Below are 13513 nucleotides of genomic sequence, written 5' to 3' on the forward strand. Positions count from 1 at the left end.
CGTCTCGCTTCGCTCGCTCAACGACCGGGGTGGGTGAAACCACCGGGGCCCTCGGCGGAACTCTGCGCCGGGGTCTGCCGCGCACCGCGGGCGGCGAGGCGTGGCCGCCGGCGACCGCGGTCCGCACGGCACCGAGCCAGCCCGCCCCCACGGTGGTCGAGGCGGCCGAGGAACCGGCGGCACCCACCGCGCCCCCGGCACCCGCCGTGCCGGGCCGCCGCGCGGGCCTGCCCCGCACCGCGGCTACTGCCGCGCCCGCCCCCGCAACCCCGGTCGCAACCCCGGTCGCAGCCCCGGTCGCCGAGGCCCCCGCAGCACCGGCGGCGGCAGCATCCGTCGCCCTCGCGGAGCGCGCGCCGCTCCCCTTCACGCGCAGCGTCTGGCCGGGAGCAGCGGCCGCGACGCGCCCCGCGCCCGCCCCCGAGCCGAAGCGGATCGGGCCGTTCACGAAGCTGCAGTGGGCGGGCGCCGCCATCGTCGGCGGCTTCGGGCTGCTGTTCGCCGCCGGGATGGTCGTCCTGTTCACGCGGTGGTTCCTGAGCCTGGAGTTCATGCAGGAGTTCCTCGCCGCGTATCCGGGCGAGTACCACCTGCCCGAGGGTGCACCCGTCGGCATCCCGCCGTGGCTGGGCTGGCAGCACTTCTTCAACGTGTTCCTGATGGTGCTCATCATCCGGTCGGGTCTCACGATCCGCAGCGAGAAGCGGCCGTCGGTGTTCTGGTCGCCCAAGAGCAACGGCCGGCGCAAGATGAGCCTCACGATGTGGTTCCACCAGGCGCTGGACCTGCTGTGGATCGTCAACGGCCTGCTGTTCGTCATCCTGCTGTTCGTCACGGGCCAGTGGATGAAGATCGTGCCGACGAGCTGGGCGGTGTTCCCGAACGCGATCTCGGCGGCGCTGCAGTACGTCTCGCTGGACTGGCCGACCGAGAACGGCTGGGTGAACTACAACTCGCTCCAGCAGCTGGCGTACTTCACGACCGTGTTCCTCGCGGCGCCGCTCGCGATCATCACGGGCGCGCGCATGTCGTGGGTGTGGCCCAAGGACGCCAAGACACTCAACCGGATCGTCGACGTGGAGTGGGCGCGCAGGCTGCACTTCCCCGTGATGCTCTACTTCGTGCTCTTCATCTTCGTGCACGTCGTGCTCGTGTTCGCGACGGGGGCCCTTCGCAACCTGAACCACATGTACGCGTCGCAGGATGCTGTCAATTGGACCGGCTTCTGGATCTTCGTGCTGTCGCTCGTCGTGATCGCGGCCGCCTGGATCGCGGCGCGGCCGCTCGTGATCGCGCCGATCGCGCGGCTGTTCGGCAAGGTCAGCGGCCGCTGACCTTGCCGAAAACGGTCACTGAGTAGGCGCGCAGCGCCGTATCGAAGCGCGGCAAGGTCAGCGGCCGCTGACCGCCTCCGTCGTGGCGAGCCACTCGAGCACGGCGTCGCGATCGGCGTCGAGGCGCGGGGGAGCCTTCGCGTAGTCCAACTCGGACGCCCCGTACCGGATCGGATGCCGCACAGTCGGTATCCGGCGCTCGCCGGTGCCGGTCTCGACGACCGGCTCCAGGCCGAGGCGGGTCGCGAGGCGGATGCCGCCGTCCACGCCCTGGATCGGACCCGCCGGCACGCGCGCGAGCCGCAGCGCCTCGAACCACTCGTCCGCGCCTCGCGTGCGCAGGCGTTCGGAGAGGAGCACGCGGAGCTCGGCACGGTGGGCGTTGCGCTGCCCCATCGTCGCGAAGCGCTCGTCGGAGGCGAGGTCCGGCATCCCGATCACCTCGCACAGGCGGGCGAACTGCCCGTCGTTGCCGACGGCGATCACGAGGTCGTCGTCGGCGGTGGGGAAGGGCTCGTACGGCGTGAGACTGGGGTGCTCGTTGCCCATGCGCGTCGGCACGACGCCTCCGGCGACGTAGGCGGAGGTCTGGTTCACGAGCGCGGACAGGATCGACGTCAGCAGCTCGACCTCGACGTGATCGCCCCTGCCGGTCTCGTGACGGGCGTTGAGCGCCGCGAGGATCCCCGCTGTCGCGTGCACACCCGTGATGACATCGACGACCGCGACCCCGACCTTCGTGGGCCCGCCCTCCGTCGTTCCCGTCAGGTCCATGAGGCCCGACACGGCCTGCACGAGCAGGTCGTAGCCCGGGAGGTCGGCGCCGAGCGCCGCCCCGAACCCCGTGATCGAGGCGTAGACGAGGGAAGGATGCTGCGCCGAAAGCGCCGCGTAGTCCAGGCCGAAGCGCGCAAGGCTCCCGGGCCGGAAGTTCTCGACCAGCACGTCGGCCCTGGACACGATCTCGTGCGCGATCGCGAGCTGCTCGGGATCGGCGAAGTCGAGCGCGATCGAATGCTTGCCGCGGTTCACCGACAGGAAGTACGTGCCCTCGCCGTCGCGGACGGGCGGCACCCACGTGCGCGTGTCGTCGCCCAGGGAGCTCTCGATCTTGATGACGTGGGCGCCCATGTCGGCGAGGAGCATCGTCGCATACGGTCCCGCGAGCACGCGGCTGAGATCCGCCACGACGATGCCGGCGAGCGGTCCCGACCGTGGGGTCGACAGCATCTCGACCGTTGCGGGATCAGCCTGCATGCCCGTACTCCTCTCGTGCCCGCCACGTCGCGGACTTCGATGACGTCCATCCTATGTGCAACTGAGGGGTTGCATTGACCGCCAATGATGTGCAACCCTGGGGTTGCAACGAACTGCAACACACGAGTTGCATCAACCCCTTGAGAGGACGCATCATCATGAGCATGACCATCAACCCCGGCTCGATCGTCGACGAGGACCGGTTCGCCGTCCGGCGCACGATCCGAATCGACGCGCCCGTCGAGAAGGTGTGGTCGGCCGTCACTCGTCCCGAGCACATCTCGCAGTGGTTCGGGCAGGCACGGTTCGACGGCGAGGGCGCGGGTGCGACGGGCACCCTGACGTTCCCGGACTACGGCTCCGTGCCCATCCGCGTCGAGGTGTTCGACCCGCCGCACTCGGTGACGTACCGGTGGGGCAACGACGACGCCGAGGACCGCCGGCCCGACGCGCTCGACGACGCCACTTCCACGGTCTTCATGTTCACTCTCGAGGACGTCGATGGCACGACCCAGCTGACGGTCGTCGAGTCGGGCTTCGAGAACACCTCCGACCCCGCGTTCAACCTCGAATCGCACCGTAAGGGCTGGGACGGCGAGCTCGACAAGCTCGTCGCGCTGCTCGAGGGCGGTTCATGACGACCGAGGCGCTGGTTCCCGTGTTCGCCGCTCTCGGTGACGAGACCCGGTGGAGCATCCTCGCGGCGCTCGGGGAGGGCGAGGCCTCGGCCTCCGCCCTCGCCGGGCGCCTGCCCGTCAGCCGGCAGGCGATCGCGAAGCACCTCGCCGTCCTCGAGGAGGTCGGACTCGTCGAGTCGCTGCGCGCCGGTCGCGAAGTGCGGTACCGCGTCGTCGGCGCTCAGCTCGAGGCGACCGCCCGCCGGCTGGACGCGATCGGCGCCCTGTGGGACCGCCGCCTCGTGGACATCAAGCGCATCGCGGAATCGCTCTGACCTGGGGGCTCAGCGCTTCGTGTCGCGCTTGTGCTCCTCGGCCTCGCGCGGGCTCTCGGCGTGCTTCCCGCTGGACTCCCGCAGCCGCCGCCCCTCTTCGATGTCCTCGTCGCGCTTCTTCTCCTTCTTCTCGCTCTGGCGGGAGTCGCGCGGCGGCAGCTGGATCGTCTCCTCGGCCTTGATGCCGGCCTGGAGCTGACGGCCGCGCTCGAGCTCGGCGTCGAGCTCGGCGCCGAAGAGCAGAGCGAGGTTCGAGATCCACAGCCAGAGCAGGAAGACGATGACGCTGCCGATGGCGCCGTACGTGCGGTTGTAGCTCGCGAAGTTGACGACGTAGAAGCCGAACAGAAGGCTCGCGAGCGCCCACACCACGAGGGCGACGAGCGCGCCGACGCTGATCCAGCGGAACTTCGGCTGCTTCACGTTGGGCGTCGCGTAGTAGAGGACCGCGACGATCACGACGGCGAGGATGATGACGACGAGCCACTTCGCGATGTCCCACACGATGACGGCCTGTTCGGGAAGCCCCATCGCCTGCGCGATCTCGCGCGCGACGGGACCGGATGCTGTCACCAGGATCGCTCCGATGACGGCTGCGATGAGGCCGATGACCGTGATGCCGAGCATGACCGGCCGCAGCTTCCAGAACGGCCGCCCCTCCTCCGTCTCGTAGATCCGATTCATGGCGCGGGAGAACGCCACGACGTAGCCGGATGCCGACCAGATCGCGCCCACGATGCCGATGACGAACGTGAGACCCGCCGAGGGCGACTGGGCGAGCCCCGCGAGCGGCTCGCGGATCACGTCGATCGTCTCGGCCGACAGCAGCCCGCTCAGAATGCCGAGCAGCAGGTCGGTCGTCTGCTCGGGATCCCCGAACAGGCCGATGATCGAGACGACGGCGAGCAGCGCAGGGAACACAGCGAGCACACCGTAGTACGTCAGCGCGGCCGCCAGATCCGTGCACTCGTCTTCGGAGAACTCGCGGAGCGTCTTCTTCGCGATGTAGCCCCACGAATGCTTGTGAAGGTCGGTCAGCTCGTCCGGCTTTCGCGGATCGTCGGGCGCGGGTGCCGTCTGCTCTTTGACGTCGGCCTGCTCGCTCGTCTTCGGTTCCATGAGCATCCCTCCAGCCGGTGCGGAAGAAGCAGGCTACGCCCGCTGGGCCGACCCGTGGCCGAGGGTTGACGCGACGCAGAAGCGTGTGGCACGTGGTCTCGGCGGGGTCGACTGAGCGGACCCACGGAGGGATCCGCCGCCCGATCCGACGTCCGTCAGCCGAGCCAGAACTCGGCGACCCGCGCGAGCAGCGCTCTGCCCTGGTCGTACCCGGCCTTCGCGGCGGGGAGCCTCGTAGACGGGTCCATGAGGTTGTCGCCGAACGCCTCGCGCGACGTGTCGTCCGGAAAGACCGTCTCGACGCGGCTTCCCCCGGCGCGCAGCGCCTCGACCTGGTCCGCGAGGTGCAGGCCCCACGCTGCGGGCGTCCGCGAGGCTCCGCCGAGCGGCGAGAGCACGAGCACCTTCGCCCAGCCCTGCGCGAGGTCGGCGTTGTCGGGATTGGTGCGGTAGCCGCCGTCGATGTACCGGCCCTCCCCGATGCGGTACGCGAAGCCGCCGGCGCAGCTCGCGGCGACAGCATCCACGATGTCCACTCCGCTGTCGCGGTCGAACAGGACCGGCTCGGCCGTCTTCGCGTCCACCGCCGTGATGAGCAGGCTGTCGCTCGGCCAGCCCCGGCCGGCGAAGCGGGCGGCGACGGTCGCGCGCCACTGCGCGGACCTGTCCGGTGCAGGATCGGCCAGGAGGACGGCGGACATCCTGCGGCGATAGTCGGCGGCATCCGTCGAGGCGGCGATCGTCGCGTCGAGCCGCTGCAGGTGGCTCATGGTGAGCGCGGGACGTGCCGGTCCGCGGCCCGGCGCGGGCGGCGCAGCGAGGATTTCGGCGAGCAGCGCGGACGGGGCCGCGCCGGTGATCTGGGCCGCCGCGGTGGATCCTGCCGAGGTCCCGACGATGAGATCGGCATCCGTGACGTCCAGCCCGGCCTCGAAGAGACCGGCGACGACGCCGATGAGCCAGGCATTGCCGGCGGATCCGCCTCCGCCGAGGACGAGGGCCCGCTCGCGCGGACCGGAGAGGGGGGAAGGGGAGCGTTCGGTCACGATCGCTGGAACGCTAGCACGTCAGGGCATCGTTGCCTTGCGGGTCGTCAGGTTGCCGCATGTTTCGCGCGCGGGAGCGCGCGGCCGGCGTCGTCGCGAGACTCGTGCCATGTCTCACCTGATCACTCCACGAGAGCTGCAGGGTGAGGGGGAATCGGGTCGTCCTCTTCGCCTGCTCGATGTCCGCTGGCGTCTCGACCTGCCGGAGGGCCGGCCCGACTACGTCGCGGGTCACCTCCCGGGCGCCGTCTACGTCGACCTCGAGCGCGAACTGTCCAAGCGCGGCTACCCGGAGGAGGGGCGCTACCCGCTGCCCGACGTGGCGGCTCTCGAGGCCTCGGTGCGCCGCTGGGGCGTCCGCGAGGGTGATCTCGTCGTCGCGTACGACGACAATGACGCCGTCGCGGCGGCGCGCGCGTGGTGGCTGCTGCGCCGGCGTGGCGTCCGCATCCGCGTGCTGGACGGGGGTCTGCGGGCGTGGGTCGCCCAGGGCTATCCGCTCGAGCGCGGCGACTTCCGTCCGGCGCCGGGCGACGCGAGGCTCACGGCGGCGGACCCCGGTGCCGTAACGACCGACGAGGCGGCCCGCGCGCCCGTCGAGGGCTACCTCATCGACGTGCGCGCGCCGGAGCACTACCGCGGACTCGCGCCGGGGCTCGATCCGGTGTCGGGGCACATCCCGGGGGCCCTCAACATCCCCGTCATCGCGCACATCACGCGCGACGGCGCGTTCCGGTCGCCCGACGAGATCAGGGCCGTGCTCGACGCCTTCGGGGTCGATCCGACGCGGCCCATCACGCTGTACTGCGGCGCCGGCATCTCGTCGGCCCACTCGGCACTCGCCTACGCCGAGGCGGGCATCGAGACGCGCATCTACCCCGGCTCGTGGAGCCAGTGGGCGCGCTCGCCGCGCCGGCCCGTCGCCGTCGGCCGCACTCCGGCCGACTCCCTGCAGGCGTGGTGACGGGATGCCGCGGCTCGCGGCATCCCGTCACTCACGGTCAGCGCCGGCCAGGGCCGCCGCCCATGCCGCCGCCGGCGATCGCGGTGCCCTCCGTGACCGTCGCGGCGGCCGAGCCGTTGACCGTGATCGTGTAGGTCGCACCGTCGACGATGTGGGGTGAGGTGTAGACGAGCGACGCGAGCTGCTTCTCGGTCGTGAACGAAGCGATGACCTGGCCCGAGGCGTCCGTGATCTCGATCTCGTCGCCCGCCGCGGCCGAGAGGGTCGCTGCGATCCACTGCTGAGCCGAGGAGGAGTCGGGGGTCTCCGCCATGCCCGCGCTGCCGACCGCGAGCACGGTGCCGCCGGAGACCGTCAGCCCGCCGTTCGTGTCGAGCGCGCCGTTGCCGTCGTTCGTCGGTCCGAACACGGTGGTGTCGCCGCCCGTGATCGTCATGGAGCCGTTCGAGTCGAGGCCGTCGCCCTGGGCCGAGACGGTCAGCGTGCCGCCCGAGATCGTGAGGGTCTCGCCGGTGTCGGCCATGCCCCCGCCCATCCCGCCCTGGCCGCCCGAACCGGACGAGCCGCCGCTCGCATTGACTCCGTCGTCGTCCGCCGTGATGTCGACGGCTCCTCCGCTGATCGTGATGTCGGTCGCCTCGAGCCCTTCGTAGGACTGCAGGACCGTCACGACGCCGTCGCGGATCTCGAGCGCCGCCTCGGCGTGGATGCCGTCGTCGCCCGACGAGACCGTCACGGTCCCGCCGCCGATGCCGATCGAGCCGTCCGAGTGCAAGCCGTCGTCTGCGGCGTCGATCGTGACCTCGCCGCCGTCGATCGCGATGACGGCTCCCGCGTTCACGCCCTTGGCTCCGTCGGAGCCCGTCGTCGTCAGGTCGATCGTCCCGCCCGTCACGACGGCGTCGGTCGCCGCGGCGAGGCCGTCGTCGCCGGCGGTCGCGGTGACATCGCCTCCCGAGATCCAGATGTACCCGCGCGTCGCGTCCTGGTCCTCGTCGCTCTTGAGCGCGTCGCCGCCCGCCGCGAGGTCGAGGGTCCCGCCCTCGACGACGAGCGCGTCCTTGCCGCGCAGCGCGTCGTCGGCCGCGTCGACCGTGATCGTCCCGGACAGGATCGCGAGATCGTCGGTGCTCGCGATGCCGTCGTTGCCGTCGGCGCTCACCTCGAGCGAGCCCGTGCCGGTGATCGTGAGGTCGGTGTCGGCGTGGATCGCGGCAGTATCCGAGGCAGCCGAGATTCCGTTCACGCTGCCGTCGGCGAGCGAGATCGCGACGTCGTCGGCCGTCACGGCCTCGATCGCGGCGCCTTCCGTGTTCGCGATGTCGGCGTCGTCGAGGATTAGGACGACCAGGGCGTCCTCGGGTGCCGCGACGACGACGGAGCCGTCGAGCGAGCCGGTCAGGCGGTAGACGCCCGCCGCCGTGATCGTGACGGTCGATCCATCGACCTCGACGTCCTCGGCGGTCGACGCCGTGTCGCCCGTCAGTTCGATGTCGACGGCGTCCGAGGCGGACCACTCGTCGTCGTTCACGACCGTCGCGCCCTCGTCCGCGGCGATGACGGCGTCTGTGTCGAGGTCCGAGTCGATCTCGACGGTGGCCTGCGTCGTCGCGGTCGACGTGTCCGAGGCGGGCGTCGTGGCGACCGTCTGCGTCGCGCAGCCGGCGAGGACCAGCCCCGCGATCGCGAGGGGGATGACGGGCAGGATCAGGCGGCGGCGCATGGCGGCTCCTCCGTTCGGGCCCGGGCGGATGCTCCGGACGTGGGGGTCGCTCCCGCGAAGGGGCCGCGCAGGACGCGCGCCCAGCGGTTGCGGGGAAGGTCGGAATGGAGGGCGGCGAGGCCCGTCGCGTACTTGCTCACGGTGGCGGGGCGGTGCCCGGCTCTCCACAGCATCCGGTCGATGACGGATGCCGCAGCGGGGGATTTCGTCTCGACGATGACGACGTCGGGGAGCGTGAAGCCCTCGCCGTTCGCGTCGTCCCAGCGCAGGGCGGTGTCGATCGTCGCGCGACCGGCGCCGTCCGGTGCCAGGAGGGTCGCCCGGCGGTACCGCGTCGTGAGCGTCGCGGCGAGCTCGTCGGCGCGCTGCCCGTCGACCCCGATCGCGTCGAAGGCGTCCGCGACGTCGTCGCGGGCCGTGTCGGTCAGGACGCTGCGCAGGACCGGGTCGTACTCCGTGCGGTCCTTCACGGTCGTGCCGCGCGCGCCGCGGGTCTTGATCTCGAGGTAGGCCGAGCCGGCATCGAGATAGCTGCGGGTGCGGAGCTTGAACCGCCGTCGGCGCGGCTGCGCGGCCATCCGGAAGCTCAGCAGGTCGGGCGTGTCGAAGTAGACCGACTCGTACGCGAAGTCGCGGGCACCGTCGATCTCGAGAACGCGGCTCGCGGCGTCGAGGGTGGCGAGCAGGCGCTCGGCGTCACGCGCCGGGAGGACGTACTTGCGGTCGACGCGGGTCAGGAGCGCGGCATCCGCCACGAGCTCCTCGAGCGAGACGGACTCGAACCGGTCGAGCGGAAGGAGGGTCACCGCAGGCTGCCGATCGCCTGGGACGTTTCGTCTCGCTTCGCTCGCTCAACGACCGGTCGGCTGACCATGCGGTACCGGACGTCGACGAGCGTCGTGTCGTTGACGAGGTCGAGCTCCTGCACAGTGAGCGAGGTGACGACGCCGCCCAGCTGTGCGGCCAGCTCGTTGCGCAGCTCGGACTCGTCGGCCACGGCGCGGTCCAGGCGCACGATCTGGTGCCGGCTGCGCGCCAGGAGCCGGGGGTGGTCGGCTGCCCACATGACGGCGAGGATCAGGGCGATGAGTCCCACGACGGGCCACGGGTCTGACTGCGGGAGCCCCGCCATGAGGCCTATCGCGAGCGCCGAGAAGTAGTAGGCCACTTCGCGCTGCGAGATCTCGGACGAGCGCAGCCGGATGATCGACAGCACGCCGAACAGACCGAGCCCGAGGCCCAACGCGACCTCCGCGGTCCCCAGCACCGCCGCGACGGCGAGCACGCCGACGTTGACGCCGAGGAATGCCACGACGAGATCGCGGCGGTGGTGGCGGCGGTAGTAGAGCCCGAAGCTCAGGAGGACGGCCGCGACGAGGTCGACGGCGATGAGGAGGACTGTGGTGATCGTCATGATTCCACCCGACCGTCCGCGACTATGCGGCGGCTATGCGCGTTCTGTGGCGCGGTTAGGGGTTGCGGCGCCTCCTCGGCGGCGAACACGAAGCTCTTCTGAACTCCATAGCTGGTGATGAAGAGGACGACCTCGGTCGCGATCTTGGCGACGAGGAGAGGGATGCCGAACTCGGTGAGCGCCGTCATCCAGACGATGTTCGACGCGAGCAGTGCGCCCGCGAGGAGGGTGTAGCGCACGGCGTGCCGCACGACGTCGCGCTTCGTTCGGCGCTGGAAGACGAGTCGGCGGTTGACGGCGAAGTTCACCGAGGCGCTGAGGACGCGAGCAACGACGATCGACGGCACGAGCCATCCGGTGAGAGCAGTGAGGACGACGAGCGCCACGGTGTCGACGGCGAAGGCGAGCAGCGAGGAGCCCGCGAAGGCGAGAAGCGGCAGGCCGACCCGCAGCGAGTCCGCGACGGGGCGGAAGTGGCTCGACGCGTTGTCGTCGAGGTAGACCGTCTCGATGGGCGCTTCGCGCGCGGGCCATCCCGCGCGGCGGCTGCGCAGCAGGACGTTCTGCTCGTACTCGAAGCGGTCGCCCGGCTGCTCGAGGAGCCAGGGCAGCATGGCGGAGGGGATGCCGCGCAGCCCCGTCTGCGTGTCGGAGAGCCGCCACCCCGCCGCAACACGGAAGGCCCCGCGCGCGACCGCGTTGCCCGCGCGGCTGCGCAGGGGCACATGCCCGGAGAAGGCGCGGCAGCCCAGGATCAGCGTCGGGGTCCCGGCAGCGGCATCCCGCCTCAGCTCGTCCGCGAGCGCGACGATGTCGCGGGGTGTGTGCTGGCCGTCGGCGTCCGCCGTGACGACGTCGTCGCCCGGGTGCTCGGCGAGCACGTGCGCGAACCCGGTCTTCAGCGCCGCGCCCTTCCCCCGGTTCGCGTCGTGGGTCAGGACGGTCGCGCCGAGGGCGTGCGCGCGGGCGAACAGGGACGCGTACCGCTCGCCGCTGCCATCGTCCACGACGACGATCTCGACGTCGGGATCGGCCGTCAGCAGCTGCGCGACGAGATCGGGCAGGGCATCGCTCGGCTCGTAGGACGGGATCAGGAGGATCACGACGTCACTCCGCGATGTACAGGATGTCGCTCGTGCCGCGCTCGCCGCCGTTGGAAGGCTGGTTGACGACCTCGCCGTCGAAGTACATCGTCGACGAGCCGCCGCCGTCGAGGTTGTACGCCGTCGTCGCGCCGAGGTCGACCATGATCTGCGCCGCCTCGGTCATCGTCACGCCGCGGCTGTAACCGGAGTCACGGCCGTCGACGACGACGAACACCAGGTGGTTCTCGTCGATGACGCCGACCAGCGTGCGCGGCTGCTCGCCCTGGATCGAGTGGTTGCCGAAGTTCGTGTCGACCTCGACATCCTCGATGCCGTCGACGATCTGTCCGTCCTGGACGATCGCGGGGCCGAAGCTCAGGGTGTTCCAGGCGCCGGCCGCGAGCAGCTCATCCGCCGACGTCGTCGTCTCGTCGTAGACCGCGACCGAGCCGTCGGTGTAGAACACGAGACCCTCGCGGGCGCCCACGTCGCGGTACACGACGCCGTTGCGGATGACGATGCCGGTGTCGCGGAAGCCGTAGTAGTCGCCGTTGATGGCGAAGACCGCGTCGTTCGCGTCGGCGATGGCGCTCGTCGTCTCGGTGATGTTCTCGCCGAACTGGTCCTTCGCGAAAGCGGATCGCAGCGCCGCCGCGTCGCCGAGGACGACATCGGCGACGTAGTAGGTCACGGTGTCGTCGCCGGTTCCCGTGACGACCTGCGACACCGTGACGGTCGTCTCTCCGTTCGCGTAGGTCGAGCCCGTGACGGTGCCCTCGGTCTCGGTCGAGGTGCCCGCCTCCGACGCGGTCGAACTCGACGAGTTCGCGGCCTCGTATTCAGAGACATCGGAGATCTCGACGTGCTCGATGAGGAAGCGGTCCACCGCCCACGCGGCGCCCCCGCCGCCGACGAGCAGCACGACGAGGCCCCCGGCGATCAGGCTGTTGCGGAGGGGGTGGCGTCGGCGTCGCGATGTCGTGTCCATGCTCCATGAGTACGCACGCGACCTAGGCGGGCCCCCGCCGACGCCTATGCGGCGCCTATGGACCGCAGAGGTCCGATGTCTGCGCCGAATTTCGCTAGCATGTCGTGCATGGCGGTGACGGACGAGGCGATCCAGAGGATCCGCCGGATGATCACCTCCGGCGAGCTGGGTCCGGGCGACCGGCTCCCGCCGGAGAAGGAGCTCAGCGAGCGGCTCGGACTCTCGCGCAACTCGCTGCGCGAGGCGGTCAAGGCGCTCGAGGTCATCCGCGTGCTGGACGTGCGCCGCGGGGACGGCACCTACGTCACGAGCCTCGAGCCGCGCCTCCTCCTCGAGGCGATGGCGTTCGTCGTCGATCTGCACACCGACCGCTCCGTGCTCGAGATCTTCGGCGTGCGCCGCATCCTGGAGCCGGCGGGAGCGGCGCTCGCGGCGCGGAGCATGACGCCCGAGACCGTCGTCCGGCTGACCGCGCTCATCGAGCAGACCGACGCGGCGTCGGGGATCGAGGATCTTGTCGCACACGACCTGGAGTTCCACCAGGCGATCGTCGAGGCGTCCGGCAACGAGTACCTGAGCCGCCTCGTCGAGTCGATGTCCAGCGGAACGGTCCGGGCGCGCATCTGGCGCGGCATCACCCAGCAGGGTGCGACCGAGCGCACGATCGCGGAGCACCGCGGCATCCTCGGCGCGCTCAGCCGCGGCGACGCCCGTCTCGCCGAGGCGCTCATGCTGACCCACATCGCCGGCATCGAGGATTGGCTGAGGGATGCCTCGTAACCCCGTGCCGCTCGATGCCCACGTCCACGTGTGGGATCCGCGCCGCCTCGACTATCCGTGGCTCTCGGGCCTCGACGAGCTCGACGGGCCCCGCCTGCCCGACGACTACCGCTCGGAGGACGAGCGCCGCGTCGTCTTCGTGCAAGCCGACTGCCGCCCCGACCAGGCCCTCGACGAGGCGCGCTGGGTCGCGGACCTCGACTGGCCCGAGCTCGCCGGCATCGTCGCGGGCGCGGATCTGCGCTCGCCCGATCTCTCCGACCACCTCGACGCGCTCGCCGACGTCCGCGGCTTCGTCGGCATCCGGCATCTCCTGCAGGGGGAGGATGCTGCGCGCTTCGCCGACCCGGACCTGCGGCGTGGACTGGCGCTCCTCGCGGAGCGCGGCCTGACGTTCGACGCATGCATCCGCCATCCGCAGCTCGACGCGCTCATCGCGCTGCTGGAGTCGGTGCCGGGCCTGCGCGTCGTCCTCGACCACCTGGGCAAGCCGCCCGTCGCAGAGGGCCTCGCAAGCGTCGCGGGGCAGCGGTGGGCGGAGGGGCTCCGGCGGCTCGCCGCGCTGCCGGGCACCCACGTCAAGCTCTCCGGCCTGCCGGCAGAGACGGACGACGGGCGCGCGTACTTCACGCACGCCGACGATTACATCCGCTTCACACTCGACGCCTTCGGCCCGGACCGCGCGATGCTCGGCAGCGACTGGCCCGTGAGCGCTGTCTTCGGCATGAGATCGACCCCCGAGGAGTGGAGCGACCGCGTACGGTTCGCGACGGGGATCGACGGCGAGGAGTGGGAGGCCGTCTCGGCGCGGACGGGCGTCCGCTTCTACGGACTGGCCGGCTGAGCCCCCG

The 13513-nt window shown here is 71.0% G+C and carries 14 protein-coding genes; 6 read left to right on the forward strand and 8 right to left on the reverse strand.

Annotation, left to right across the window (positions count from 1 at the left end; genetic code table 11):
• Positions 1-29: 29 nt before the first annotated feature.
• Positions 30-1334 carry a cytochrome b/b6 domain-containing protein gene (locus tag ABZ477_RS07835; RefSeq protein WP_360130476.1) on the forward strand — a complete coding sequence of 435 codons (1305 nt, stop codon included), beginning with the start codon at positions 30-32 and terminating at the stop codon, positions 1332-1334.
• Between the two features lie 57 nt (positions 1335-1391).
• Here the strand turns inward: ABZ477_RS07835 and ABZ477_RS07840 are convergent, their stop codons facing one another.
• Complete coding sequence (locus ABZ477_RS07840) at positions 1392-2591, reverse strand: CoA transferase (protein ID WP_360130479.1); 1200 nt, start codon at positions 2589-2591, stop codon at positions 1392-1394.
• A gap of 158 nt (positions 2592-2749) precedes the next feature.
• Here ABZ477_RS07840 and ABZ477_RS07845 point away from each other — a divergent pair, with 158 nt between their 5' ends.
• Both ABZ477_RS07845 and ABZ477_RS07850 read left to right on the forward strand, forming a co-directional pair.
• A complete protein-coding gene (locus tag ABZ477_RS07845) occupies positions 2750-3229 on the forward strand; it encodes an SRPBCC family protein (RefSeq protein ID WP_360130482.1) in 480 nt (159 codons plus the stop codon).
• Positions 3226-3543 (forward strand): metalloregulator ArsR/SmtB family transcription factor, encoded by a 318-nt coding sequence (locus tag ABZ477_RS07850; protein ID WP_360130485.1) that lies wholly within the window; start codon positions 3226-3228, stop codon positions 3541-3543. The genes ABZ477_RS07845 and ABZ477_RS07850 overlap by 4 nt, the downstream gene beginning before the upstream one ends.
• 9 nt (positions 3544-3552) lie before the next feature.
• On the opposite strand, the gene ABZ477_RS07855 is transcribed toward ABZ477_RS07850, so the two are convergent.
• Entirely contained in the window at positions 3553-4662 is a 1110-nt protein-coding gene (locus tag ABZ477_RS07855; RefSeq protein WP_360130488.1) for a YihY/virulence factor BrkB family protein, read from the reverse strand.
• 155 nt (positions 4663-4817) lie between these two features.
• The gene (locus ABZ477_RS07860; protein WP_360130491.1) at positions 4818-5708 is read right to left on the reverse strand and encodes a patatin-like phospholipase family protein; all 891 of its coding nucleotides are present in this window, start codon (positions 5706-5708) and stop codon (positions 4818-4820) included.
• Between the two features lie 109 nt (positions 5709-5817).
• On the opposite strand from ABZ477_RS07860, the gene ABZ477_RS07865 reads away from it, so the two are divergent.
• Positions 5818-6672 (forward strand): sulfurtransferase, encoded by an 855-nt coding sequence (locus tag ABZ477_RS07865; protein ID WP_360130494.1) that lies wholly within the window; start codon positions 5818-5820, stop codon positions 6670-6672.
• A 37-nt stretch (positions 6673-6709) separates the two neighbouring features.
• On the opposite strand, the gene ABZ477_RS07870 is transcribed toward ABZ477_RS07865, so the two are convergent.
• Genes ABZ477_RS07870 through ABZ477_RS07890 form a run of 5 tightly spaced genes read right to left on the reverse strand, consistent with a single transcriptional unit; the run spans position 6710 to position 11882 of the window.
• A complete protein-coding gene (locus tag ABZ477_RS07870) occupies positions 6710-8395 on the reverse strand; it encodes a carbohydrate-binding domain-containing protein (protein ID WP_360130496.1) in 1686 nt (561 codons plus the stop codon).
• Positions 8380-9201: a polyphosphate polymerase domain-containing protein gene (locus tag ABZ477_RS07875; RefSeq protein ID WP_360130499.1), complete on the reverse strand. Its 822-nt coding sequence runs from the start codon at positions 9199-9201 to the stop codon at positions 8380-8382. The genes ABZ477_RS07870 and ABZ477_RS07875 overlap by 16 nt, the downstream gene beginning before the upstream one ends.
• Positions 9198-9809, reverse strand: a complete 612-nt coding sequence (locus tag ABZ477_RS07880; protein ID WP_360130502.1) for a DUF4956 domain-containing protein — start codon at positions 9807-9809, stop codon at positions 9198-9200. Before ABZ477_RS07880 ends, ABZ477_RS07875 begins: the two co-directional genes overlap by 4 nt.
• Complete coding sequence (locus ABZ477_RS07885; protein WP_360130505.1) at positions 9806-10912, reverse strand: bifunctional glycosyltransferase family 2/GtrA family protein; 1107 nt, start codon at positions 10910-10912, stop codon at positions 9806-9808. Before ABZ477_RS07885 ends, ABZ477_RS07880 begins: the two co-directional genes overlap by 4 nt.
• Before the next feature lie 4 nt (positions 10913-10916).
• Complete coding sequence (locus tag ABZ477_RS07890) at positions 10917-11882, reverse strand: phosphodiester glycosidase family protein (protein ID WP_360130508.1); 966 nt, start codon at positions 11880-11882, stop codon at positions 10917-10919.
• Positions 11883-11990: 108 nt separating this feature from the next.
• Between ABZ477_RS07890 and ABZ477_RS07895 the strand changes: the two genes are divergently transcribed.
• Together ABZ477_RS07895 and ABZ477_RS07900 are read left to right on the forward strand one after the other, a co-directional pair.
• Entirely contained in the window at positions 11991-12662 is a 672-nt protein-coding gene (locus ABZ477_RS07895; protein WP_360130511.1) for a FadR/GntR family transcriptional regulator, read from the forward strand.
• Positions 12652-13506 (forward strand): amidohydrolase family protein, encoded by an 855-nt coding sequence (locus tag ABZ477_RS07900; protein WP_360130514.1) that lies wholly within the window; start codon positions 12652-12654, stop codon positions 13504-13506. The genes ABZ477_RS07895 and ABZ477_RS07900 overlap by 11 nt, the downstream gene beginning before the upstream one ends.
• The last annotated feature ends 7 nt before the right edge of the window (positions 13507-13513 follow it).

It is taken from the genome of Microbacterium sp. NPDC019599 (assembly GCF_040632175.1).
Taxonomy (GTDB): domain Bacteria; phylum Actinomycetota; class Actinomycetes; order Actinomycetales; family Microbacteriaceae; genus Microbacterium.

Bases quoted from the DNA above. Each gene is read 5' to 3' on its own strand.
- ABZ477_RS07840 (WP_360130479.1), bottom strand. From the start codon at position 2,591: ATGCAGGCTGATCCCGCAACGGTCGAGATGCTGTCGACCCCACGGTCG.
- ABZ477_RS07845 (WP_360130482.1), top strand. From the start codon at position 2,750: ATGAGCATGACCATCAACCCCGGCTCGATCGTCGACGAGGACCGGTTC.
- ABZ477_RS07850 (WP_360130485.1), top strand. From the start codon at position 3,226: ATGACGACCGAGGCGCTGGTTCCCGTGTTCGCCGCTCTCGGTGACGAG.
- ABZ477_RS07855 (WP_360130488.1), bottom strand. From the start codon at position 4,662: ATGGAACCGAAGACGAGCGAGCAGGCCGACGTCAAAGAGCAGACGGCA.
- ABZ477_RS07865 (WP_360130494.1), top strand. From the start codon at position 5,818: ATGTCTCACCTGATCACTCCACGAGAGCTGCAGGGTGAGGGGGAATCG.
- ABZ477_RS07870 (WP_360130496.1), bottom strand. From the start codon at position 8,395: ATGCGCCGCCGCCTGATCCTGCCCGTCATCCCCCTCGCGATCGCGGGG.
- ABZ477_RS07880 (WP_360130502.1), bottom strand. From the start codon at position 9,809: ATGACGATCACCACAGTCCTCCTCATCGCCGTCGACCTCGTCGCGGCC.
- ABZ477_RS07890 (WP_360130508.1), bottom strand. From the start codon at position 11,882: ATGGACACGACATCGCGACGCCGACGCCACCCCCTCCGCAACAGCCTG.
- ABZ477_RS07895 (WP_360130511.1), top strand. From the start codon at position 11,991: ATGGCGGTGACGGACGAGGCGATCCAGAGGATCCGCCGGATGATCACC.
- ABZ477_RS07900 (WP_360130514.1), top strand. From the start codon at position 12,652: ATGCCTCGTAACCCCGTGCCGCTCGATGCCCACGTCCACGTGTGGGAT.